The following is a 21,354-nucleotide window of genomic DNA, read 5'->3' as shown; positions in this document are numbered from 1 at the left end:
CTCCTGAATATCCTCCTTTTATCATGCAGGCTGCGTGTTTATTATGCAACCCGCGACGCTATGCAGGCGTTTTCAGGACGCGGCAGGCAGCGGACCTGCCTCCAGACGGTGGCGCAGCCACAGGGCAATCCCGCCGAGCATCAGCATCATCACCACTTCAATGCTCAGAAAACCGATCATCGCCTGCGGATAATGTCCGCCGTTGTGCCGCGCAAAGGTCAGGAACAGCGTGCCCAGTATCGCCGGGCCAAGTCCGAGCGTGGCCTGTTGCAGCGTGCTCAGAATGGCGCTGCCGGCACCCGCATCGCAGCTGCTGATATCGCGCATCCCGATCCGGTAAAAACTGTTGACGATCAGTGCCTGGCCGTAACCAATAAGAATGGTCGCCGGGGCGAGCGTCAGCGCCGTATTCGCCTGGCCGAAGCGCCAGAAGGTGGCGATCAACAGCAGCAGACCGGCGATCTGCACCGTCAGGCCGGTCATCAGAATGCGCCCCATGCTGTAGCGAGCGATGAGTTTCGGCGCATACCAGGCGGAGACAAAATAAGCCACGCCGAGAGCGATAAAACTATTCCCCGACTGCCACGGCGCCATCCCCAGCCCGGCCTGCATGGTCAGCGCCATGCAGAACATAAAGCCCGACCAGGCGCTGAAGAACAGCAGGGCGATCACCATCCCGAAGCGAATGCTGGTGAGTTTCAGCAAACGCGGCGGCAGCAGAGGATGCTCCCCTCGCTGCTGCTTCCGCATTGCGCTGGCGCGCATCCCCAGCATCAGCGGGATCACCGCCACCAGTGCCACTTGCAACATCAACGGCCAGTGCAGCTCCGGCCCGAGCGCCATCGGGAACAGCAGGCAGCAGAGGATCACCGCCAGCAGCGTGGTGCCTTGCCAGTCAATGCGCGACGGGGTTTCACGGCGGGTTTCCGGCACGTAGCGGCGGCTCAGGGCCAGCACCAGCAGGCAAATCGGGACGTTAATAAAGAACGCGTTTCGCCAGCCCAGCCCGGCGATGTCCGCCGATACCAGCCAGCCGCCGCCCATCTGGCCGACGATAAAGGCAATCCCGCCGATCCCGCCAAACAGGCTGATGGCTTTGGCGTGCGCCGTCCCTTTCAGGGTGACGTGCAGCGTGGCGAGGATCTGCGGGACGATCAGCGCCGCGCCCGCACCCTGCAACACGCGAGCGCCGAGCAGCTGCTCCACGCTTCCCGCCATGCCGCACAGCAGCGACGCGATACCAAAGGCGGCCACGCCCCACATAAACAGGCGACGGCGACCGAGGTTATCGCCGAGCTTACTCCCCAGGGCGAGACAGACGGCAAAGGCCACGCCGTACAGGGCGACAATCAGCTCCAGCTCGGTGGCGGTGGCGTGCAGCGAATGGGTGATCGAATCCAGCGCCACGTTGGTGATTGAGGTATCAATCAGCGGCAGCATCTGGCCCGTGAGCAGCAATATCAGGCCTGCGCGACCCGGTGAAACAACAGACGTATTCATGGTGACTCCATTGCGTCATTCAGCAGATGGACGTAGCATCACTGATATCAAAAACGGGTACCAGTTCTTGCTTATACTGGTACTGGCACTACCACGCAGGGGGCCGTATGACGCTGATGACTGAACCCACTTCCTCCTTACAGGACGATAACCGCAAGCAGCTCGGAGCCTTTTTACGCGCGCGCCGCGAAAGCCTCGACCCGCAGCGCCTGGGCCTGCCGCGCAGCGGTCGCCGTCGCACGCCGGGATTGCGCCGCGAAGAGGTGGCGATGCTGGCGGATGTCGGCGTGACCTGGTACACCTGGCTTGAGCAGGGCAGGGACGTGAACCCTTCCAGCGCGGTGATGGTCGCCGTGGCGAAAGCCCTGCAGTGCACCGCGACGGAAACCCGGCACCTGTTTGTGCTGGCGGGGCTGCCGCCGGGCGAAGCGCCGCAGCAGGTGGCGTGCGAGGGGATCAGCGAGGGGACGCGGCGTCTGCTGGATACGCTGATGCCGAAACCGGCCAGCATCCAGAAACCTAACTTCGATATCGTGGCGTGGAACGACAGTTTCGGCCATCTGATGGGCGTGGATTTTAATGCGATCCCGCCCGAAGATCGTAACTGCATCTACCTCTTCCTGACCCATCCGGCGTGGCGCAGTCGGCTCGGCAAACGCGACGACGTGCTGCCGATTTTTGTCTCCTATTTCCGCGCAGCAATGGCTGAGCATCGCGGCGACCCACAGTGGGAAGCGCAGCTGGCGCGCTTCTTTGCCGTCTCCGAAGAGTTCGAGGCCCTGTGGCATCAGCGCTATGACGTGCGCGGCGTGGAAAATCAGCTGAAACTGTTTAGTCATCCCGATCTTGGGGATTTCCAGCTCCAGCAGATGTACTGGTACTCCGCCCCACGCAATGGCTCGCGGCTGCTGGTCTATCTCCCGGTGGACGACGCCGGCGAACATGCGCTCAGCTGGCTGGCGCAACAGGCTGTTATACTCAGTTAAATTTCACTCATTCAGGGACAGAACATGAACGTGACTCGCAAACAGGAGCGTCTGCTCAAACGCGCGCTCGCCGAATGGGAGCAGGAAGGCGCGCTCAGTGCCGACGAGCATCAGCGGCTGGCGGGCAGCTTAAAACGCGTGGCGATGGACTGGCAGCGGCTCAGCCGTTACGCCTTCTGGACCGCGCTGGCCTGCGTGATTATCGCCTTCGGCAGCCTGTTTGCTGACAGCGAGCTGATGGAACGCATCATCGCCTTTTTCTCTTTCTCATCCGTTGCCCGTATCGGCCTGCCTGCCGTGCTGGCTGTGGTCTTTTATCTCTGGGGATTCAGCCGTCAGCGGCGGGAAACCCAGTGGCATTACAGCACCGAAGCGATCCTGTTTCTGGGCGTGCTCTTCACCGCCATCGCCCTGTGGCAACTGGGCGAGCGGCTGGATAACGGCAGCGGACACATCGCGCCGCTGTTCCTTGCGGGCTGCGCCGTTTACGGGCTGGTGGGGTTCTTTGGGCGTTCGGGGCTGGTATGGCTCTTTTTCCTGCTGTCGCTCGGCAACTGGTTTGGCGCTGAAACCGGGTATATGTCTGGCTGGGGTGCTTACTGGCTGGGAATGAACTACCCGGTGCGCTTTATCTTCTTCGGCGGGGCGCTGCTGGCGCTGTGCTGGTGGCTTCGCACCATGCTCATCAAACGCAACCTGTACACCACCAGTAAAGCGATGGGGCTGACCTACCTGTTTGTCGCCCTGTGGATCATGTCGATTTTTGGCAATTACGATATCGACAACTGGTACGGCGTCACCCGCGCCGCGCTGCTGCCGTGGGCGTTGCTTTTCGCGGTCGCCGCCATTGTCTGCATCTACATCAGCCTCAAAACCGACGACGGCATGCTGCGCGGTTTTGGCCTGACGTTCCTCGCCATCAACCTCTATACCCGCTATTTCGAATACTTCTGGGACGGCATGAATAAGGTGATCTTCTTCCTGATCCTGGCGGCGTCACTGGCAGTGATAGGGCGGTATGCGGAGAGGATTTGGCACGCTGGAACCCAGCGTGCCAGCGTCGATTAGCACTCAGTAATAATCGTGCTCAACGGCAGACGGGATTTTGGCAGGGACGCGTTGAAGTCTTCCACGCTGTGGTGTCCCACCGGCACCACCACCAGGCTGGTGAAGCCCTGTGCTTTCAGGCCGAACTCTTCGTCGAGGATCGCGGCGTCAAAGCCTTCGATCGGCACCGCATCCAGACCCAGCGCACCCACGCCGAGCAGGAAGTTACCGACGTTCAGGTAAACCTGTTTCGCCATCCACTGATCGTCATCTTTCAGATCGACGCGGTGCATGTCGGCAAAGTAGCAGCGGCCCTTGTGGTTCGCGGCTTTCGCTTCTGGCGTCGCAAAACGGCCATCGGCTTCTTCCTGATCCACCACGCGCTCCAGCCACGCATCGTCCATCGCCGTTTTCGCGCAGAACACCACCACGTGGGAGGCATCCAGCATTTTGCGTTCGTTAAAGACATAAGTGCCTGACGCGGATTTCGCCACGCGCGCTTTGCCCTCTTCGGTGCTGGCCACGATGAAATGCCATGGCTGTGAGTTGGTGCTGGACGGGCTGAACTGCAGCAGGGTTTTGATTTTTTCGGCCTGCTCTGCGGTCAGTTTTTTAGCGGGATCGAATGCCTTGGTCGAGTGACGCTTCAGGGCAACTTCAATAATATCCATAACGACTCCTGGTGAATAAAATCGCCGTTCACAGGCGAGAAAGGGAAGCAGATTACAAGGGAGAATGGGAAAAGATAAGTGCCATTAATGCGCTTAAACCGTTCGTCTGAGACGAACAATCAGACCGGGCGGATACGCTTCTGATTTTTTTTCGGCAGCTTGTCCACCACCAGATTCCACGAGTCGAGCACCAGATCCGCCACCAGTTCTGGCGTGATATCGTCGGCGGCGTAGAGGGAAATCCAGTGCTTCTTATTCAGGTGATAGCCCGGTTCGATGCCGCGATAGATCTGCTGGTTGAGCAGCGATTTTTCCGGATCGGATTTCAGGCTGACGTGCGCCCGCCCGTGGGCGACCGCCATAATCATGAACATCTTGCCGTTGACCTTAAACACGTCGTACTCCGGGCCAAACGGCCAGCAGTGCTCGGTGAAAGGCAACTCCAGCGCGACGCTTTTTGCGTGCTCCTGCAATGATTTACTGTCCATTCACGTCCTCAATGGCGAGCGCGCGCCACATGGATTCAAAGCCGAGAGATTTAAAATCCGCGGCGCGGGACGGATCGCGGGTGGCGAATTCCATCGTCGTTTCGGCCAGCGATAAGAAAATCGCATCGCCGAAGGTGCGAAACTCATCGGACATAAACACCTGACGCACGGATCGGCGGCACAGCTCGTGCAGTTCCGGGAACATCTCATGTACCGCCTGTTCGGTTTCGGCGTTGATCTTCTCGCTCACGCCGAGCTGGCGGATCGCGCCGTGGGCAACGGGGTTGCGAATGCCCCAGTCCACGTAGCTGTTCCAGATATTGCGGGTATGTTCTTTCGGGGTGCTAATGGCGCGGTCCAGGTTCGCCAGCATGGTCTGGCAAAGATCCTGTTTCAGGTGCAGATAGAGGGCGTTCAGCAGGTCGTCTTTGGTGGCAAAATAACGAAACAGGGTCCCTTCCGCGACGCCCGCGTTACGGGCGATCAACGCCGTCGATGCCGCAATCCCTGACTGCGCAAATGCAGCGGTTGCTGCTTCCAGTAACGCCTGTCTTTTATCTTCACTCTTCGGACGTGCCACTAAAATTCCCCTCCTGTCAATGTGTAAAACCCTGATTGAAACATGCTCTTTGCCACGCTGCAACGCGGAATGTCAAAGATCGAAAACGTCTTGACGACTTTATCATCATATCTATAATGAGTGCTTACTCACTCATAATCAAGTTCAACCCGCGCAAACCATCGGAAGGGGGCGCGTATTCGGGTCAGGATATGAAGAAGCCTCTTTTTCTTAGCGTGGTGTTTGTCATGATTATCGCAACAGCTGCCAGTTTGCCCTTTGTTTTAAACGCCGGTTTTGGCCAGCCGCCGCAGGGCGCGCAGCTCAGTGAAGTGGAGGCCTCTCCTCATTATCGCGACGGTCAGTTCCACAATACGCTGCCGACGCCGGGCTATAACGGCGACAAAAATATGCTGGTGGCGATGTGGGAGTTTCTGGTCAGTAAAACGGAAAACGCCCGTCCCGCTCAGCCCCTGCCGCTGGTGAAAACCGATCTGGCGGCGATTCCGCTGGAGCAGGACACGCTGGTCTGGCTCGGGCACTCGTCCTGGTATTTGCAGCTGGCGGGAAAACGCATTCTGATCGATCCGGTCTTTAGCAACTTCGCCGCACCGTTTTCATTCCTCAACAAAGCCTTTGCCGGGGAATACCCGTGGCGCGCGGAAACGATGCCGGAGATCGACCTGCTGATCATTTCGCACGATCACTACGATCACCTCGATTACGCCACCATCAAAGCGCTGATGCCGAAAGTGAAACGCGTGGTGACGCCGCTCGGTGTCGGATCGCACCTGCGCTACTGGGGCATGAACCCGGAGATCATCGACGAACGCGACTGGAATCAGTCGGTACGCATCAGCGATGGCCTGACCGTGCATGTGTTACCCGCGCGTCATTTCTCGGGCCGGGGCCTGAAACGTAATCAGACCCTGTGGGGCAGTTTTATGTTCGTCACGCCGGAGCAGAAGGTCTACTACAGCGGTGATTCCGGCTATGGTCCGCACTTCAAAGCGATTGGCGAGCAGTTCGGCGAGGTGGATCTGGCGATCATGGAGAACGGTCAGTACGACCAGGACTGGAAATACATTCATATGTTGCCGGAAGAGACCGCTCAGGCCGCCGCGGATATCAATGCGAAAGCGGTGGTGCCGGGTCATTACGGACGTTTTGTGCTGGCGAAACACAGCTGGAACGACCCGGTGATACAGCTGACGCGCGCGAGTGCCGATAAAAATTACCGTCTGCTGACGCCGGAGCTGGGCGAGCCGGTCCGGGTGAATGATGCGACGCAGCAATTTCGTGAGTGGTGGAAATAATGTTTAACCGACAGGTATCAGAGGGGGAGAGCAGCATGACTATTTCCGCTCAGGTCATCGACACCATCGTCGAGTGGATCGACGACAATCTTCATCAGCCGCTGCGCATCGAGGAGATCGCTCGCCACGCGGGGTATTCCAAATGGCATCTGCAGCGGTTGTTTATGCAGTACAAAGGAGAAAGTCTGGGACGGTATATTCGCGAGCGCAAACTGCTGCTGGCGGCGAAGGATCTGCGTGAGTCGGACGAGCGGGTGTATGACATTTGTCTGCGCTACGGGTTTGATTCCCAGCAGACCTTTACGCGGATTTTTACCCGCACGTTCAATCAGCCGCCGGGTGCGTACCGCAAAGAGAATCATAGTCGGACGCATTGATTTTTGCGGCCGGGGTGCGGCCTCATGCCCGGTGGCGCTGCGCTTACCGGGCCTACAACTGCCTGCATCGTAGGCCGGGTAAGGCGAAGCCGCCACCCGGCAATCACTCACTACCAGCGATAATTCACCGTCGCCGTCACCGTACGACCAATCCCGTAGAAGCACGCCGTATCGCTGGCGCAGGACGCCACATACTTGGTATCTGCCACGTTATTGACGTTGAACTGCACGCTCGCCCCTTTCAGGCTGCTGCTCAGTTCGCCCAGCTCATAGCTCATCATCGCGTCATACAGATCCACCGACGCCACCTTAAAGGTATTTTTCGCATCGCCATAGCTGGTGCCGATGTAGCGCATCCCCACGCCAGCGGTCAGGCTTTTCAGCGCGCCGCCCGGTACCGTATAGCTGGCGAAGGCCGACGCCATGTGCGCCGGAATGCGCGCCGGGGTCTTACCTTCGGTGCCCGCCACCGTGGTGCTCTGGGTTTCCGCGTCGGTGTAGGTATAAGAACCAATCAGGTTGATGCTCTCCATCAGCGTCGAATGAATCTCCGCCTCCACCCCTTTGGAGCGCACTTCGCCCGCGTTTTCGAACCAGCCCTGGGCGCTGTTGTAGGTCGCCACGTTGCTCTGGGTCAGATCGTACAGCGCCAGGGTCATCAGCGTCGAATCCACCGGCTGATACTTCAGGCCGATTTCGGTCTGTTTCCCGGTGGTCGGTTTAAACGGTGCCACGCCCGGCGCGCGGTTGGTTTGCAGGCTCGGCTCGAAAGAGGTGCTGTAGCTGACGTACGGCGACAGACCAAAATCGAACGCGTACAGCAGGCCGGTACGCCAGGTGAACTTATTATCGTTCTGCTGCGTTGGCGCGCCGCCGGTGAAATCAGTGGTACGCACTTCGGCCCAGTCGTAACGCCCGGACACCAGCCACTCCCAGTTATTCCAGCTCAGCTGATCCTGTAAATAGACGCCCATCTGGTCAAGGTTTTGCTGCTCGTCCGTCGCTTTACTGAAGGTACTCTCATCGACGTTGATGCCATACACCGGCTTCGTCCAGTCGAGGTCATACTGCGTCCCCATCCCGCGCTCCAGCAGCTGTTTGTCTTTGCTGGTCTTGTAATCCAGTCCGCCGAGCAGCGTGTGGTTCACCTCGCCGGTCGCAAACAGGGATTCCAGCTGGTTATCAATGCCAAACTCGTTGGTGGTGCGCTCTTCGTGCTGGGCGCGACGGGTCAGCACCGTGCTGTCAGCGGCGCTGTTGGCGTACACCAGATAACGATATTTCTGTTTAATAGAGGCGTAACGGGCGTTCTGGCGGAAGGTGAGGTTATCGGCAAGCTGATGCTCCAGCTCGTAGCCGATCATGGTCTGTTCGCGCCAGGACTGGTTGTAATTCGGGTCGCTGACGTTAAAGTCGCGCGGGATGTAACGCCCGTTGGCGCTGGTCACGGTGCCGTAGGCGGGCAGGAAGTTGCGATAGCCCGCGTCAGGATCTTTCTGGTAGCTGGTCAGCAGGGTGAAGCGCGTCTGATCGTTCGGATACCAGGTGATCGCCGGGGCAATCGCCATCCGCGTCTCTTTGTAATCTTCCACCTGGTTGTGCTGGGTGCGTGCAATCCCGTTCACGCGGTACAGCACGCGGCCGTCGTCGCTCAGCGGCCCGCCGAAATCAAATGCCCCTTCGGCCAAATCGTGATTCCCGGTGCGGAACTGCACGTTGTGAATCGGCTCGCTGGTCGGGCGCTTGCTGGTCATGCTGATCAATCCGCCAGGATTCACCTGACCAAACAGCACCGAGGCCGGGCCGCGCACCAGTTCGACGCGCTCCAGCAGCCAGGGATCGACCGTGCCGGTTTGCGAGGAGGCGGTCGCGCCGAAGCTCAGCCCGTCGAGGAATTTCGGCACGTAGCTAAAGCCGCGGACGAACACTTCATCGTTACGGTTCGACGACCCGCGGTATTCCGTAAACACCCCGGCGGAGTAGCGTAGCGCCTGTGACACGGACGTGACATCGAGCTGCTCCATCTGATCGCGGGTGATCACCGAAACCGACTGCGGCGTTTTCACGAGCTCGGCGCTGGTTTTGGTCGCGGAAAGGGTTTTCGTCGCCACGATCCCCTTCACCGGTGCGGTCGGTTCCTGACTGGCACTCGCCGTCACCACCACGGTTTCTTCTTTTGTTTCTGCCTGAGCCGCCACGCTGACGGTAGCAAGGCTCAGCAGCCAGAGTTGCATTATCTTATTCTTTTTAAACATTTTTATTAAAATCCCTTAATTGCTATCGCCATAAAAACACCCTAATAACGGCGTAGATGATATTGCAAATTATTACCATTTGCATTAGCGTTGTTAACAAATTTCGCAAGGGAACGAGTCGGCATGAAAAGGGCGTGGAGTGGGTTGCTGTTAGGGATAAGTACGCTGCCAGCGCTGGCGGCAACGTGCGAGCATCCTTCCATTCAGGGTGAACAGAACGGGAAATTTGATGCCAGCGGCGAGGTCTGTTTTGTCCTGCCTGCGCTCGATGAAAACTACGTCTCTGCGACGCTCAGCGGCGTAACGGATGCGAAGCTGCTGGACGGACAAAACCGCCGGATTCGCACGCTGATTGATAAGGGCCCCAGCGATGGCGAGCACTCACTGCTGTTTGCGCTCCCGGTGCAGCAAAGCACCTCGCTGGTGTTGCACGGGGAAGAGGGCAAACCGTGGCGCTTTACGTGGCGGATGAAAGAGACCTCGCCGCTCGCACGCACGCAGATGCTCGAGCCCGAAAGCCCGACGCTGCAAAAACTGGCTCAGACGATTGCTGCCGGTGGGAGTACTGATGCGTTCTGGCAGACGCAAATTCGGCAGGGAACGCCGATGGTGGAGCCGGTCGATGCTGGCCACAAGCGCGTCACTTTTTTGTGGCGCGGCGCGCGGGATAACGTCTTTCTTCTCGGCTCGCCCGCGGGCGATCACGATCCGCTGTTTCGCCTCGGCAAAACCGACGTCTGGTTCCGCAGCTACGTGGTGCCTGCGGACACGCTCATGCAGTACAAACTGGCCCCGGACGTGCCGCGCGTGGAAGGCAGCTCGCGCGATCAGCGCCGCGCCATTCTGGTGAGCGCCCAGGCCGATCCGCTCAATCCGCAAACCTACGGCAATCAACAGGCCGATCGCTGGAACCGCTATTCGCTGCTCGATCTCAGCCCGGCGCGCTATTGCATGGCCCAGGCCGCTGCGCAGCCGCTGACCCACGGTTCGCTCACGCGTCAGCCCTTTGCCAGCAAGATCCTCGGTAACTCCCGGGAAGTGATGATTTACAAACCGCGCGGCGCACAGCCCGCGCGCTGGACGCTGATCCTGTTTGACGGGCAGATTTATCAGGATGAGTACCATTTTGCCAACGTGCTCGACGGACTGATTGCCCGTCACCATCTTCCGCCGATCAACGTGGTGTTTATCGACAGCCTCGATCACCCCCGTCGCGGCAAAGAGCTGCCGCCGAACCCGGATTACGCCGATTTTATGGGGCAGGAATTATTGCCGTGGCTGCGCGGGCAGGGGATAGCGCTGCAGCGGAAAAAGACGGTGCTGGCGGGGTCGAGCTACGGCGGGATTGCGTCGTCGTGGGTGGCGCTGCGCTATCCGCACCTGTTCGGCAACGTGCTGAGTTTGTCGGGATCCTACTGGTGGGCACCGAAAGAGGAGGCGCCGGGCTGGCTCACGCGTCAGTATCAGCACTCGCCGTCGTATCCGATTCACTTCTGGCTACAGGCCGGTCGGTTCGAAACCTCCGGGCCGGGGGGCGGGATCTATCGCAACACCGAAACGTTCGAGCAGGTGTTACGCGAGAAAGGTTACCGCGTGAGCTTCCACCCGTGGTCGAGCGGCCACGATTACGCGGCCTGGTGCGAAGCGCTCATTCACGGGATGCGCGATTTCACGGGCTTACGCAGCAAGTGAGAACCAGCGGCGCCAGATGAAACGCAGGACGAAAAATTCAATAGCGCCGAGCAGGATAAACCACAGGCAGAACACCAGAGTGTAGAGCTGGTTCAGATCCATGAGGTGAAACAGCGCGACCAGTTTTTGCGCCAGCGCCAGTCCAAACGACGGCGCGGGCAGCAGCAGGCAGGAGAGCAGCGCCATCAGCAAAATGCCTCCTGCCGTCAACAGCGATTCCAGTGGGTGTTTCATATCAATGTTAATTGTCAGTTAAAAAAGTTATTGTCCGGCATCCTGCAACGTAAAGCAATATCATCCCGAAATAGACTTCCCGGAGAACAAAACAATAAATATTCCGGGAATATTCCGTGTTTAATTAAACCTGCAATGAATGAATTCAATTATTCTCTGGTTATGTAAATAACTGTCATCATCAGGCAAGTAATTTTACAAATGTATAAGTGCTATATCCAATTAACGTCGCAATAACAATGGCAACAACTATGTACAAAGCCAGGCGGCGCCCGCGATAAATCCCAAACATGCTCTCTCCTCGTTTAGATTGCGTTTAGAAATATTTTGTAAAAATCATCTCATCGAAATATTGAATATCTGTTTTGAATCACCCGGCGCTAATTATATTGCGGTAGAAATATTTCCACCGCAAGAATTAACACCAGCAAAAACGAATTTATTAAAGCCAGAAAGGAATTCAGGCTTCCGTCCACCGGAAATTGAAGGAAATGCCTCCATGACCAAAATGACTCACTCCCAGAACCGGCCATACCAGCAGACCGTCGAGCAGGTACTGGCGCAAAAAAAGAGCCAGGCTAACGGGCTGGACCGTGCCGAAGCGCAGGCCCGTTTGCAGCAGTATGGCCCCAACGCCCTTCCTGAGAAAAAAGGCAAACCGGCCTGGTTACGTTTTCTCGCCCATTTTAACGATGTGCTGATTTATGTTCTGCTCGCCGCCGCGGTATTAACCGCCGTGATGGGCCACTGGGTCGATACGCTGGTCATTCTCGGCGTGGCCGTTATCAATGCCTTAATTGGTCACGTTCAGGAAAGTAATGCGGAAAAATCACTGCAGAGTATTCGCAATATGCTCTCAAGCGATGCGCGCGTCATTCGTAACGGTGCCCATGAGACGATTCCAACGACGGATATTGTACCGGGCGATATTATTGTCCTGCGCGCCGGGGATCGTATTCCGGCGGATATGCGTCTGATTGAGGCACATAATTTACGCGTCGAAGAGGCGATTCTGACCGGTGAATCCACCGTCGTGGATAAACACACCAATCCGTTATCCGGCGACTTATCGCTGGGCGATCGCACCAACCTGGTGTTCTCAGGGACCACCGTGAGCGCCGGTAGTGGCGTGGGCGTGGTTATTGCCACCGGTCAGGATACGGAGCTGGGCCACATCAACCAGATGATGGCCGGGATTGAAAAGCACCGCACGCCGCTGCTGGTGCAGATGGACAAGCTCGGTAAAGCGATCTTCGCCATTATTCTGGCGATGATGGCGGCGCTGTTTATCTTCAGCCTGGTGTTCCGCGACATTCCGATGGGCGAGCTGCTGCTCTCCCTGATTAGCCTGGCGGTGGCCTCCGTGCCGGAAGGTCTGCCAGCGATTATCTCGATTATCCTGTCGCTGGGCGTTCAGGCGATGGCGCGCAAAAAAGCGATTATCCGCAAGCTGCCCACCGTTGAAACCCTGGGGGCGATGACCGTGGTCTGCTCGGATAAAACCGGCACCCTGACCATGAACGAAATGACGGTCAAAGCGATCATCACCGCCGACAGCTGCTACCGCGTGGAAGGCAACAGCTATGAGCCAGTGGGCCACATCTATCTGGAGGGCAGCGACGAGCCGGTGCACATTCAGCAGGGTACGGTGCTGGAGCACTACCTGCGCACCATCGACCTGTGCAACGACAGCCAGATTATTCAGGACGAGCGCGGCCTGTGGGGCATCACCGGCGGGCCGACGGAAGGGGCGCTGAAAGTGCTGGCCGCCAAAGCGAATCTCGCGCCGGTCATGACCACTCTGGTTAACAAGATCCCGTTCGACTCGCAGTACAAGTACATGAGCACCCACTATCAGATTGGCAGTGAGGAGCAGATCCTGGTCACCGGTGCGCCGGACGTGATTTTCGCCCTGTGCGACCAGCAGGAGACCCGCCACGGTACCGCCGCCTTTGACCGCGCGTACTGGGAAGCCGAGATGGAGCGCTATGCGCGTCAGGGCCTGCGCATGGTCGCTGCCGCCTTCAAACCTGCGGCTGCGGATCAGCAGGGTCTGAGCCACGACGACCTGAGCAGCGGGCTGATCTTCCTCGGTATCGCCGGGATGATGGACCCACCGCGTCCGGAGGCCATCGACGCCATCCACGCCTGTCAGCAGGCCGGGATCCGCGTGAAGATGATCACCGGGGATCACCCGCAGACCGCAATGAGCATCGGTCAGATGCTGGGCATCACTAACAGCGCCCAGGCCGTCACCGGCTATCAGCTGGAGAAGATGGACGACGCCGAGCTGGCAGAGGCGGCAGTCGAGTTCGACATCTTTGCCCGTACCAGCCCGGAGCATAAGCTGCGCCTGGTGAAAGCCTTGCAGGAGAAGGGCGAGATCGTCGGCATGACCGGCGACGGCGTGAACGACGCACCCGCGCTGCGTCAGGCGGATGTCGGGATCGCGATGGGCATCAAAGGCACGGAAGTGACCAAAGAAGCCGCCGATATGGTTCTGACGGACGACAACTTCGCCACTATCGCGAGTTCGGTGAAAGAGGGGCGTCGCGTCTACGACAACCTGAAGAAAACGATTCTGTTCATCATGCCAACCAACCTGGCGCAGGGTTTGCTGATTGTGATTGCGCTGCTGGCGGGGAACATTATTCCGCTGACGCCGGTGCTGATTCTGTGGATGAACATGGCGACCTCCGCCACGCTCTCCTTCGGCCTGGCCTTTGAAGCCGCCGAGCGCAACATCATGAAGCGTCCGCCGCGTCAGACCGGCCAGCACGTGATGGATGCCTTCGCCGTCTGGCGCGTGGCCTTCGTCGGCACCATGATTGCGATTGCGGCCTTTGCGCTCGAAGCCTGGCTCGCGCCGCGCGGCCACAGCGCCGAGTTCATCCGCACCGTGCTGCTGCAGATGCTGGTGTGTGCCCAGTGGGTCTACATGATTAACTGCCGCAACAGCAACGGCTTCTCCCTGAACCGTGGTCTGCTGGCGAACAAAGGCATCTGGCTGGTGACGGGCGTGCTGTTCCTGCTGCAGGTGGCGATCATCTACCTGCCGTTTATGCAGATGCTGTTCGGCACCGAAGCCCTGCCGCTGCGCTACTGGGGGATTACCCTGGCGATGGCTGGCGTGATGTTCTTCATCGTCGAGATTGAGAAGCGACTGACTCGCAGGTTCCGTAAGGCTGCATAACTTTTGCCCTCACCCTAACCCTCTCCCACAGGGAGAGGGGACTCTAACCTCCTTCTCACTTGGGGAAGGGACTCTGACCTCCCTCTCCCCTGGGGAGAGGGCCGGGGTGAGGGGCACAAACACCGAGGATCCCCCATGAAATCCACCTTCCTGCGCACCGCTCTGGCGGTCGCACTCCTTACCTGCACCCTGCAAACCGCCATGGCTGCCGCTATTCCGGTGCGTGTCGCCGTGATTGAAGAGACCACCCACGCCGCCGAGCGCCAGATCCCTGGTCGCGTTGAGGCGATCCACACGGTAGAACTGCGGGCGCGCACGGAAGGGGCCATCGCCAAAATCCATTTCCGCGACGGGCAATATGTCAAACAGGGCGACCTGCTGTTCGAACTCGATGACGCCGAAGCGCGCGCGGCGGTGCGTCTGGCCGAGGCCGAAGTGAAAAGCGCCGAAGCCACCCTGCGCCAGGCGCAGCAGCAGCTCACGCGCTTTCAAAGCCTGAAAACCGGAAACGCTATCAGCCGCAACGACGTGGACAACGCCCAGATGCAACGCGACGTGGCCCGCGCCGCGCTGGCCCAGGCCAACGCCCGCCTCGAGGCGCGCAACGTCACACTCGGGTTTACCCGCATCACATCCCCCATCACGGGCCGCATGGGGCACAGCAACTTCCACGAAGGCAGCGTGGTGAATCCAGCCAGCGGCACGCTGGTGGAAGTGGTGCAACTCGACCCGATCCGTATCGCGTTCGCTCTCGAAGAGCGGGCGTTTGCCGCCAAAGCCGGGCTGCATGCGGATATCACCTCCCTGAAACAGGCCTGGCTTCCGCAAATTCAGAACGGGGAACAGCGGGAAAACGGCACTCTGGTCTCGGTGGATAACCGCATCGATCCCCGCACCGCCAGCGTCATGCTGCGCGCCGAGTTTGCCAATCCTCAGCACCGCCTGCTGCCGGGCGGGAATGTAAATCTCTGGCTGCGTCCGCAGAGTGAACACGAGGCGCTGGTGATCCCGGCCGCGGCGGTTCAGCAAAACGGCTTCGGGTTTTTCACCTGGGTAGTGAATGACGACGGAAAAGCGGAAAAACGCACCCTGACGCTCGGCGGTCAGGTCGGCCAAATGCTGGCGGTAAAAAGCGGCATCAAAGCCAACGAGCGCGTGGTCACCGACGGTGCGCCACGCTTACAGCCCGGTGCGACTGTCCAGATCCTCAATTAAGGAGCCATCATGCTGACGTTGTTTATTAAACGCCCGCGCTTTGCGATGGTCATTGCCCTGGTGATCACTATGCTCGGGGCCATCGCCCTGAAGCTGATCCCGGTGGAGCAGTACCCGCAGATCACCCCCCCGGTGGTGAATGTGAGCGCCAGCTGGCCGGGTGCGAGCGCAGGTGACGTGGCGGAAGCCATCGCAACCCCGCTGGAAACGCAGCTCAACGGCGTGGACCACATGCTCTACATGGAATCCACCAGCTCCGATGAAGGGGCGTACAGCCTGAACATCACCTTTGCCGCCGGCACCGACGCGGATCTGGCGGCGATCGACGTGCAAAACCGCGTGGCGCAGGCCGTCGCCCAGCTGCCCGCCGAGGCGCAGCAGAATGGCGTCCAGGTACGCAAGCGCGCCACCAACCTGATGATGGGGGTAAGTCTTTACTCACCCGAAGGCACTCACTCGCCGCTGTTTGTCAGCAACTATGCGAGCACCCAGGTGCGCGAGGCGCTGGCGCGTCTGCCGGGCGTCGGGCAGGTCCAGCTGTTTGGCGCACGCGACTACAGCATGCGCATCTGGCTGCGACCGGATCGCATGAACGCCCTGAATGTGACCACGGACGATGTCGCCCAGGCGCTGCGCGAGCAAAACGTGCAGGGCGCGGCGGGCCAGGTCGGCACGCCGCCGGTCTTCAGCGGACAACAGCAAACGCTCACGATCAACGGACTGGGTCGTCTCAACGAGGCCGAAGCTTTCGGCGATATCATTATTCGCGCCGGGGAAATGGGGCAACTGGTGCGGCTGAAAGACGTGGCGACGATTGAGCTGGGTTCGCGCAGCTACAGTTCCGGCGCGCAGCTTAACGGTCACGATTCCGCCTACTTAGGGATCTACCCGACGCCATCCGCCAACGCCCTGCGCGTGGCCGACGCGGTGCGCGGCGAGCTTGAGCGCCTCTCCACCCGTTTCCCGGCGGACCTGACCTGGGAAGTGAAGTTCGACACCACCGAGTTCGTGGCGGCGACCATCAAAGAGATCGGCACCTCGCTGGCCCTGACGCTGCTCGCCGTCGTGGTGGTGGTGTCTCTGTTCCTGCAAAGCTGGCGCGCGACGCTGATCGTGGCGCTGGCGATCCCGGTGTCGTTGATCGGCACCTTTGCGGTGCTCTACACGCTGGGTTATTCCGCCAATACCCTGAGTCTGTTCGCCATTATTCTGGCGCTGACCATGGTAGTGGATGACGCGATCGTCGTGGTCGAAAGCGTCGAAACCCTGATGGCAGAAGGGCAGAGCCGCACCGAGGCGACGGCCAACGCCCTGCGCCAGATTGCCGGGCCGGTGATCGCCACCACCCTGGTGCTGCTGGCGGTGTTCGTGCCGGTGGCGCTGCTGCCGGGAATTGTCGGCGAGCTGTATCGCCAGTTTGCAGTAACACTTTCCACCGCCGTGACGCTCTCAAGCCTCGTGGCGCTGACGCTCACTCCCGCGCTGTGCGCCCTGTTGTTGCGCCCACGCGTGGGTCGCCCGGCGGCGATCTTCCGCGGATTTAACCGTGGGCTGGACGCCACGCGCAACGGCTATACAAAGCTGGTCGACGTCTTTAACCGCCGTCCGCTGGTGGCATTGCTGGCAACCGCGGGCGCGGCGGCTGTGGTCGCGCTGAGTTTTACCGCCATGCCGAAAGGCTTCCTGCCGCAGGAAGATCAGGGCTACTTCTTCGCCAGCGTCCAACTGCCGGAGGCGGCTTCGCTGGAGCGCACCGAAGCGGTAATGACGACGGCGCGCGAGCTGATTGCCGCTAATCCGGCGGTGGCGGATGTGATTCAGGTCTCCGGGTTTAATATTCTCAACGGCACCAGCGCCTCGAACGGCGGGTTTATCTCGGTGATGCTGAAAGACTGGAGCGAGCGTCCCCCGCTGGATGAGGTGATGGGCGTGCTGCAACGCCAGCTTTTGGCCCTGCCGGAAGCGACCATCATGACCTTCGCGCCGCCGACGCTACCGGGCCTCGGCAACGCCTCCGGTTTCGATCTGCGCATTCAGGCGCAGGCGGGGCAAAGCCCGGCGGAGCTGGAGCGCGTTACCCGCGAGGTGCTGGCGAAAGCCAACCAGCATCCGCAGCTTAACCGCGTGTTTACTACCTGGAGCAGCAACGTGCCACAGCTGACGCTTGAGGTCGATCGCGAGCGCGCGGCACGGCTGGACGTGCCCGTGAGCCGCATCTTCAGCAGCCTGCAAACCGCCTTTGGCGGCACGCGCGCCGGGGATTTCAGCATCAACAACCGCGTTTACCACGTGGTGATGCAAAACGAGATGCAGTGGCGTGAGCGCGCGGAGCAGATTTCAGAGCTGTACGTGCGCAGCAACAACGGGGAGCGCGTGCGCCTGAGCAATCTGGTGACCATCACCCCAACCGTCGGCGCGCCGTTTTTGCAGCAGTACAACCAGTTCCCGTCCGTGTCGGTCAGCGGATCGGCGGCACCGGGCGTGAGCAGCAGCACGGCGATGGCGGCGATGGGCGAACTGCTGAGCGAAAATCTGCCTGCCGGATATGACTACGCGTGGAGCGGCATGTCCTATCAGGAGCAGCAGACGGGCAACCAGGCGGTGTGGATCGTGCTGGCGGCGGTGGTGATGGCGTGGCTGTTCCTCGTGGCGCAGTACGAAAGCTGGACGCTGCCGGCGAGCGTGATGCTCTCGGTGCTGTTTGCCATCGGCGGCGCGCTGGTCTGGCTGTGGGTGGCGGGCTTCGCCAACGATGTGTATGTGCAGATCGGACTGGTGTTGCTCATCGCGCTGGCGGCCAAAAACGCCATTCTGATCGTCGAGTTTGCCCGCGCGCGGCGCATCGACGGAATGGAGATTATCGATGCCGCCCGTGAAGGCGCTTCGCGACGATTCCGGGCTGTGATGATGACCGCTGTCTCCTTTATTATCGGCGTCCTGCCGATGATGCTAGCCTCCGGTGCGGGGGCGCAGAGCCGTCGCATCATCGGGACCACGGTGTTCAGCGGGATGCTGGTCGCTACCGTGATTGGCATCGTGTTTATTCCGGCGCTGTTTGTGCTGTTCCAGCGTCTGCGCGAGTGGGGGCACTCACTTACGGGTGAGTAGTCCACAGTTCGCAGTGTTTTTGCACCAGCGAGGTCAGCGAACCGCCGTCGGCGATAAAATCCCGCATGCGCTGCGCCTCGCTTTTGCCCTGTTTCAACATCAGGCCAATTTCCACAATCGCGCTTTCTGCACCCAGTTTTTCCGCGGAGGGCGCAACCCGCTCAAGCAGCCACGCAAGATCCTCGGCAATGGTTTTTTGCTCTCCGGTGTTGACGTCGGTCAGCAGACCGTCCAGCCCGTAACGACACGCCTGAAAACGGTTGAAGTTGTACAGCAGCGTATCCTGCGGCTGGTGTTTGTAGGGTCGCTCGGTCAGCAGCCAGTGCGAAGTCGCCTGAATCAGCCCGGCGATATTAATCGCATGCGCGAGGGTCAGGGGCGTATCCATCACCCGCACCTCGACGGTGCCAAAATGCGGGCTCGGTCGAATATCCCAGTGCAGATCTTTGATGCTGTCGATGGTGCTGGTGTAGCTCAGGCGGCGAAACAGCCCTTCGAACTCCTGCCAGTTGCTCACCCACGGCATTTTGCCGTTATCCGGGAACGCCGAGAAAATATTGAGCCGCGAGGAGGCAAACTGGGTATCGCTGCCCTGCATGTAGGGCGACGAGGCGGAGAGGGCGATAAAGTGCGGGACAAAGCGCGACAGGCCGTGCAGAAGATAAATCGCCTCATCACCGTTGCGGCAGCCGACGTGCACGTGTTGGCCGAAGACCGTCGCCTGCAAAATCAGGTAGCCGAACATCTGCAGCGTGCGGTTGTAGCGCTCGTCGTCGCACACCTCCTGACGCTGCCACTTCTGAAACGGATGCGTGCCGCCGCCGCAGATCTGAATATGCTGATCCGCCGCCGCGTGCAGGATCGCCTGCTGCATCGCCGAAAACTGCGCTGCCGCCTGGTGGATGTCCTGACACACGCCAGTGGCGATTTCGAGCATGCTCTCGGTGATGTCGTGCTTCACCTCACCGGCTTTGATCTCGTTTTTGACCGCGGCAATCAGCGCCGAAGAGTCCTGGCTGAGATCGTACCCCGGCGGATTCACCACCTGCAGTTCGAGTTCAATACCCAGCGTGAAAGGGTCGGATACATGGAAGTCAGGTAGGGGCATGGCGCGCTCCGGTTGCGGGGATGTGTTGAGTATAGACATGCTGCGGAGTCTATGAGATTCCGGGTGGCGGCTGCGCCTTACCCGGCCTACGGTCAGGCTCTTTCCAGGACCGTGCAAGCGTTAGCGCCGCCGGGCGATGACCTCGCATCTGGCAAATTTATCGTCCAGACTTAACCCAAAGGCATAGTCTGCGCAGGGATTGTGATTTACACTGCGCGCTGCAAAATTTGAGTTGATAAACGATTAACCAGGCGGTAATGGCGATGAACGGAACGATCACAACGTGGTTTAAAGATAAAGGCTTTGGATTTATCAAAGATGAGAACGGCGATAACCGCTATTTTCATGTGATCAAGGTTGCTAATCCTGAGCTGATTAAGAAAGATGCGGCGGTCACTTTTGAACCGACGACCAACAACAAAGGCTTGTCCGCTTATGCGGTGAAAGTCGTGCCGGAAAGCAAGTATATCTATATCGCGGGCGAGCGCCTGAAGCTGACATCGATTAAATCTTTCCTGGTGTACAGCGAAGAAGTGCCTGCGGATGCCGGTATCGATAAAGAAAATGCCGTGCTGTCAGTGGGTGCTCTGCTGAGCAATATCCGTCCGAAATCCGCGACCAAACCGGGCGAAATGCGCTCGATGAAGAAACTGGCGATCACCACCTTCCAGGGGGCGACGCTGATCTTCACAGAAGACGAGATCGACATCGAGGCGACGGTTAAACTCCTCAAGTGATCTTGTGCCGAAATTCTGCGCCATCCTCAGCAGAATTTCGGCCTCTCGGCTGCCTCAGTGCGCCGTGATATACGGCTCCTTCACGAAATCCGCCAGCAACCAGACCATATCATGCAGCAGTCCCGTCAACTCTTTCGCTACAACTGGCGGGAGCGTTTCTCCCTGCACGGCTTGCGCCAGCGCCTGAGCATAGTCCACCAGCGTGGCGGTTTCCTGCCACAGATCCGGCACGTTTGAGCTGATTTTTTCGCCTTTTATCAGCTGCTCAATCAGGTACGGCGGAAGGTCTTTATCACAGAGCGCGCGCAACTGGTTGAGCGTTTGCAACAGGCGTTCACACAGGGCCGCGCGCGTTTTGCTGTCGTCGGTCTCGACCAGTACGCAGACAAAGGTCGCGCAGAGATCGGCCACCTGGAATAAATCCGCCTTTTGGGGGAGTGGGGCGTTAAGGAGTTGCTGAATAACGCTTTCTTCAGATTGCGCGTAAGACAGGGTAGGGATAGTAGCCATTTGGCATCCTCTTTATGCGATAAATGAATTAACCACCCTGTGAGTTCCTACGCTCAGGGGGGGTAGCGCTGACGGAGGTAGGAATACCGTGCACAAAGAAAACGGCCAGCTTTTCGGCTGCTCCGCCAGCGCCACCGTGATAGTAACGGGATATGCGCTGTCGCGACAAAAGTAATCGCTTTATGCCAACGGGTTCCTACGCCCGGTTGCGGATGTGCCGCAACGGACGCACTTTACGACTGAGAAATGGCAAATAAAAGTCTTAACCCTGAGTTTCACGAGGTTACTTTTCGTTTTGCGAGGCGCTTTCCAGAAAAGGCCCGCCGGGTGGCGGCTGCGCCTTACCCGGCCTACAAAA

General features: G+C 59.3%; 17 protein-coding genes. 9 read left to right on the top strand and 8 right to left on the bottom strand.

All coding sequences use genetic code 11. The annotated features are described in order from the left end of the window. Positions 1 to 72: 72 nt before the first annotated feature. The gene (locus QQF33_RS22480; protein WP_285158638.1) at positions 73 to 1,500 is read right to left on the bottom strand and encodes an MFS transporter; all 1,428 of its coding nucleotides are present in this window, start codon (positions 1,498 to 1,500) and stop codon (positions 73 to 75) included. A 107-nt stretch (positions 1,501 to 1,607) separates the two neighbouring features. On the opposite strand from QQF33_RS22480, the gene QQF33_RS22475 reads away from it, so the two are divergent. Together QQF33_RS22475 and QQF33_RS22470 are read left to right on the top strand one after the other, a co-directional pair. After that, positions 1,608 to 2,486 (top strand): helix-turn-helix transcriptional regulator, encoded by an 879-nt coding sequence (locus QQF33_RS22475; protein ID WP_285153431.1) that lies wholly within the window; start codon positions 1,608 to 1,610, stop codon positions 2,484 to 2,486. A 24-nt stretch (positions 2,487 to 2,510) separates the two neighbouring features. Then, complete coding sequence (locus QQF33_RS22470) at positions 2,511 to 3,554, top strand: DUF2157 domain-containing protein (RefSeq protein ID WP_285149991.1); 1,044 nt, start codon at positions 2,511 to 2,513, stop codon at positions 3,552 to 3,554. Here QQF33_RS22470 and nfsB read toward each other — a convergent pair. The 3 genes from nfsB to QQF33_RS22455 all read right to left on the bottom strand — a co-directional run bounded on the left by nfsB (position 3,551) and on the right by QQF33_RS22455 (position 5,272). Then, entirely contained in the window at positions 3,551 to 4,204 is a 654-nt protein-coding gene (nfsB, locus tag QQF33_RS22465) for an oxygen-insensitive NAD(P)H nitroreductase (RefSeq protein WP_285146702.1), read from the bottom strand. The two genes, QQF33_RS22470 and nfsB, sit on opposite strands and share 4 nt — an antisense overlap. 119 nt (positions 4,205 to 4,323) lie before the next feature. Then, positions 4,324 to 4,692, bottom strand: coding sequence for an MmcQ/YjbR family DNA-binding protein (locus tag QQF33_RS22460; protein ID WP_285149992.1), 369 nt, complete (start codon positions 4,690 to 4,692; stop codon positions 4,324 to 4,326). Next, positions 4,682 to 5,272 carry a TetR/AcrR family transcriptional regulator gene (locus QQF33_RS22455; RefSeq protein ID WP_282493860.1) on the bottom strand — a complete coding sequence of 197 codons (591 nt, stop codon included), beginning with the start codon at positions 5,270 to 5,272 and terminating at the stop codon, positions 4,682 to 4,684. Before QQF33_RS22455 ends, QQF33_RS22460 begins: the two co-directional genes overlap by 11 nt. A 191-nt stretch (positions 5,273 to 5,463) precedes the next feature. Between QQF33_RS22455 and QQF33_RS22450 the strand changes: the two genes are divergently transcribed. Both QQF33_RS22450 and QQF33_RS22445 read left to right on the top strand, forming a co-directional pair. Beyond that, entirely contained in the window at positions 5,464 to 6,567 is a 1,104-nt protein-coding gene (locus QQF33_RS22450; protein ID WP_285149993.1) for an MBL fold metallo-hydrolase, read from the top strand. A gap of 35 nt (positions 6,568 to 6,602) precedes the next feature. Next, a complete protein-coding gene (locus QQF33_RS22445) occupies positions 6,603 to 6,944 on the top strand; it encodes a RamA family antibiotic efflux transcriptional regulator (RefSeq protein WP_095284206.1) in 342 nt (113 codons plus the stop codon). Positions 6,945 to 7,054: 110 nt separating this feature from the next. Here the strand turns inward: QQF33_RS22445 and QQF33_RS22440 are convergent, their stop codons facing one another. Continuing rightward, positions 7,055 to 9,199 (bottom strand): TonB-dependent siderophore receptor, encoded by a 2,145-nt coding sequence (locus QQF33_RS22440; RefSeq protein WP_285149995.1) that lies wholly within the window; start codon positions 9,197 to 9,199, stop codon positions 7,055 to 7,057. Positions 9,200 to 9,322: 123 nt separating this feature from the next. Between QQF33_RS22440 and QQF33_RS22435 the strand changes: the two genes are divergently transcribed. After that, entirely contained in the window at positions 9,323 to 10,891 is a 1,569-nt protein-coding gene (locus QQF33_RS22435) for an alpha/beta hydrolase-fold protein (RefSeq protein ID WP_285149997.1), read from the top strand. On the opposite strand, the gene QQF33_RS22430 is transcribed toward QQF33_RS22435, so the two are convergent. Beyond that, positions 10,877 to 11,125, bottom strand: coding sequence for a DUF1158 domain-containing protein (locus QQF33_RS22430; RefSeq protein ID WP_102104226.1), 249 nt, complete (start codon positions 11,123 to 11,125; stop codon positions 10,877 to 10,879). The two genes, QQF33_RS22435 and QQF33_RS22430, sit on opposite strands and share 15 nt — an antisense overlap. A gap of 499 nt (positions 11,126 to 11,624) precedes the next feature. Here QQF33_RS22430 and QQF33_RS22425 point away from each other — a divergent pair, with 499 nt between their 5' ends. The 3 genes from QQF33_RS22425 to QQF33_RS22415 all read left to right on the top strand — a co-directional run bounded on the left by QQF33_RS22425 (position 11,625) and on the right by QQF33_RS22415 (position 18,641). Then, positions 11,625 to 14,318, top strand: a complete 2,694-nt coding sequence (locus QQF33_RS22425; protein ID WP_285149999.1) for a cation-transporting P-type ATPase — start codon at positions 11,625 to 11,627, stop codon at positions 14,316 to 14,318. A 135-nt stretch (positions 14,319 to 14,453) separates the two neighbouring features. Next, a complete protein-coding gene (locus tag QQF33_RS22420) occupies positions 14,454 to 15,533 on the top strand; it encodes an efflux RND transporter periplasmic adaptor subunit (protein ID WP_390888488.1) in 1,080 nt (359 codons plus the stop codon). Between the two features lie 9 nt (positions 15,534 to 15,542). Then, positions 15,543 to 18,641 carry an efflux RND transporter permease subunit gene (locus QQF33_RS22415; RefSeq protein ID WP_285150000.1) on the top strand — a complete coding sequence of 1,033 codons (3,099 nt, stop codon included), beginning with the start codon at positions 15,543 to 15,545 and terminating at the stop codon, positions 18,639 to 18,641. Here the strand turns inward: QQF33_RS22415 and QQF33_RS22410 are convergent. Further along, positions 18,628 to 19,749: a YbdK family carboxylate-amine ligase gene (locus QQF33_RS22410; RefSeq protein ID WP_285150002.1), complete on the bottom strand. Its 1,122-nt coding sequence runs from the start codon at positions 19,747 to 19,749 to the stop codon at positions 18,628 to 18,630. The two genes, QQF33_RS22415 and QQF33_RS22410, sit on opposite strands and share 14 nt — an antisense overlap. A 257-nt stretch (positions 19,750 to 20,006) precedes the next feature. Between QQF33_RS22410 and QQF33_RS22405 the strand changes: the two genes are divergently transcribed. Then, positions 20,007 to 20,486, top strand: coding sequence for a cold-shock protein (locus tag QQF33_RS22405; protein WP_282493853.1), 480 nt, complete (start codon positions 20,007 to 20,009; stop codon positions 20,484 to 20,486). A gap of 54 nt (positions 20,487 to 20,540) precedes the next feature. Here the strand turns inward: QQF33_RS22405 and QQF33_RS22400 are convergent, their stop codons facing one another. Further along, entirely contained in the window at positions 20,541 to 20,996 is a 456-nt protein-coding gene (locus tag QQF33_RS22400) for a hypothetical protein (protein WP_285150004.1), read from the bottom strand. Positions 20,997 to 21,354 lie beyond the last annotated feature (358 nt).

Origin of the sequence: Lelliottia wanjuensis (genome assembly GCF_030238365.1) — a bacterium.
GTDB classification, from domain to species: Bacteria; Pseudomonadota; Gammaproteobacteria; order Enterobacterales; family Enterobacteriaceae; genus Enterobacter; species Enterobacter wanjuensis.
Note: the sequence above shows the minus strand (reverse complement) of the source record. Positions and strands in the feature narration are given on the sequence as shown.

What these genes read in the sequence shown, in the direction of transcription:
- nfsB (WP_285146702.1), bottom strand. Translation starts at nt 4,204, where the DNA reads ATGGATATTATTGAAGTTGCCCTGAAGCGTCACTCGACCAAGGCATTC.
- QQF33_RS22470 (WP_285149991.1), top strand. Translation starts at nt 2,511, where the DNA reads ATGAACGTGACTCGCAAACAGGAGCGTCTGCTCAAACGCGCGCTCGCC.
- QQF33_RS22425 (WP_285149999.1), top strand. Translation starts at nt 11,625, where the DNA reads ATGACCAAAATGACTCACTCCCAGAACCGGCCATACCAGCAGACCGTC.
- QQF33_RS22405 (WP_282493853.1), top strand. Translation starts at nt 20,007, where the DNA reads ATGGCGATGAACGGAACGATCACAACGTGGTTTAAAGATAAAGGCTTT.
- QQF33_RS22450 (WP_285149993.1), top strand. Translation starts at nt 5,464, where the DNA reads ATGAAGAAGCCTCTTTTTCTTAGCGTGGTGTTTGTCATGATTATCGCA.
- QQF33_RS22445 (WP_095284206.1), top strand. Translation starts at nt 6,603, where the DNA reads ATGACTATTTCCGCTCAGGTCATCGACACCATCGTCGAGTGGATCGAC.
- QQF33_RS22430 (WP_102104226.1), bottom strand. Translation starts at nt 11,125, where the DNA reads ATGAAACACCCACTGGAATCGCTGTTGACGGCAGGAGGCATTTTGCTG.
- QQF33_RS22400 (WP_285150004.1), bottom strand. Translation starts at nt 20,996, where the DNA reads ATGGCTACTATCCCTACCCTGTCTTACGCGCAATCTGAAGAAAGCGTT.
- QQF33_RS22410 (WP_285150002.1), bottom strand. Translation starts at nt 19,749, where the DNA reads ATGCCCCTACCTGACTTCCATGTATCCGACCCTTTCACGCTGGGTATT.
- QQF33_RS22460 (WP_285149992.1), bottom strand. Translation starts at nt 4,692, where the DNA reads ATGGACAGTAAATCATTGCAGGAGCACGCAAAAAGCGTCGCGCTGGAG.
- QQF33_RS22440 (WP_285149995.1), bottom strand. Translation starts at nt 9,199, where the DNA reads ATGTTTAAAAAGAATAAGATAATGCAACTCTGGCTGCTGAGCCTTGCT.
- QQF33_RS22475 (WP_285153431.1), top strand. Translation starts at nt 1,608, where the DNA reads ATGACGCTGATGACTGAACCCACTTCCTCCTTACAGGACGATAACCGC.
- QQF33_RS22480 (WP_285158638.1), bottom strand. Translation starts at nt 1,500, where the DNA reads ATGAATACGTCTGTTGTTTCACCGGGTCGCGCAGGCCTGATATTGCTG.
- QQF33_RS22420 (WP_390888488.1), top strand. Translation starts at nt 14,454, where the DNA reads ATGAAATCCACCTTCCTGCGCACCGCTCTGGCGGTCGCACTCCTTACC.
- QQF33_RS22415 (WP_285150000.1), top strand. Translation starts at nt 15,543, where the DNA reads ATGCTGACGTTGTTTATTAAACGCCCGCGCTTTGCGATGGTCATTGCC.
- QQF33_RS22435 (WP_285149997.1), top strand. Translation starts at nt 9,323, where the DNA reads ATGAAAAGGGCGTGGAGTGGGTTGCTGTTAGGGATAAGTACGCTGCCA.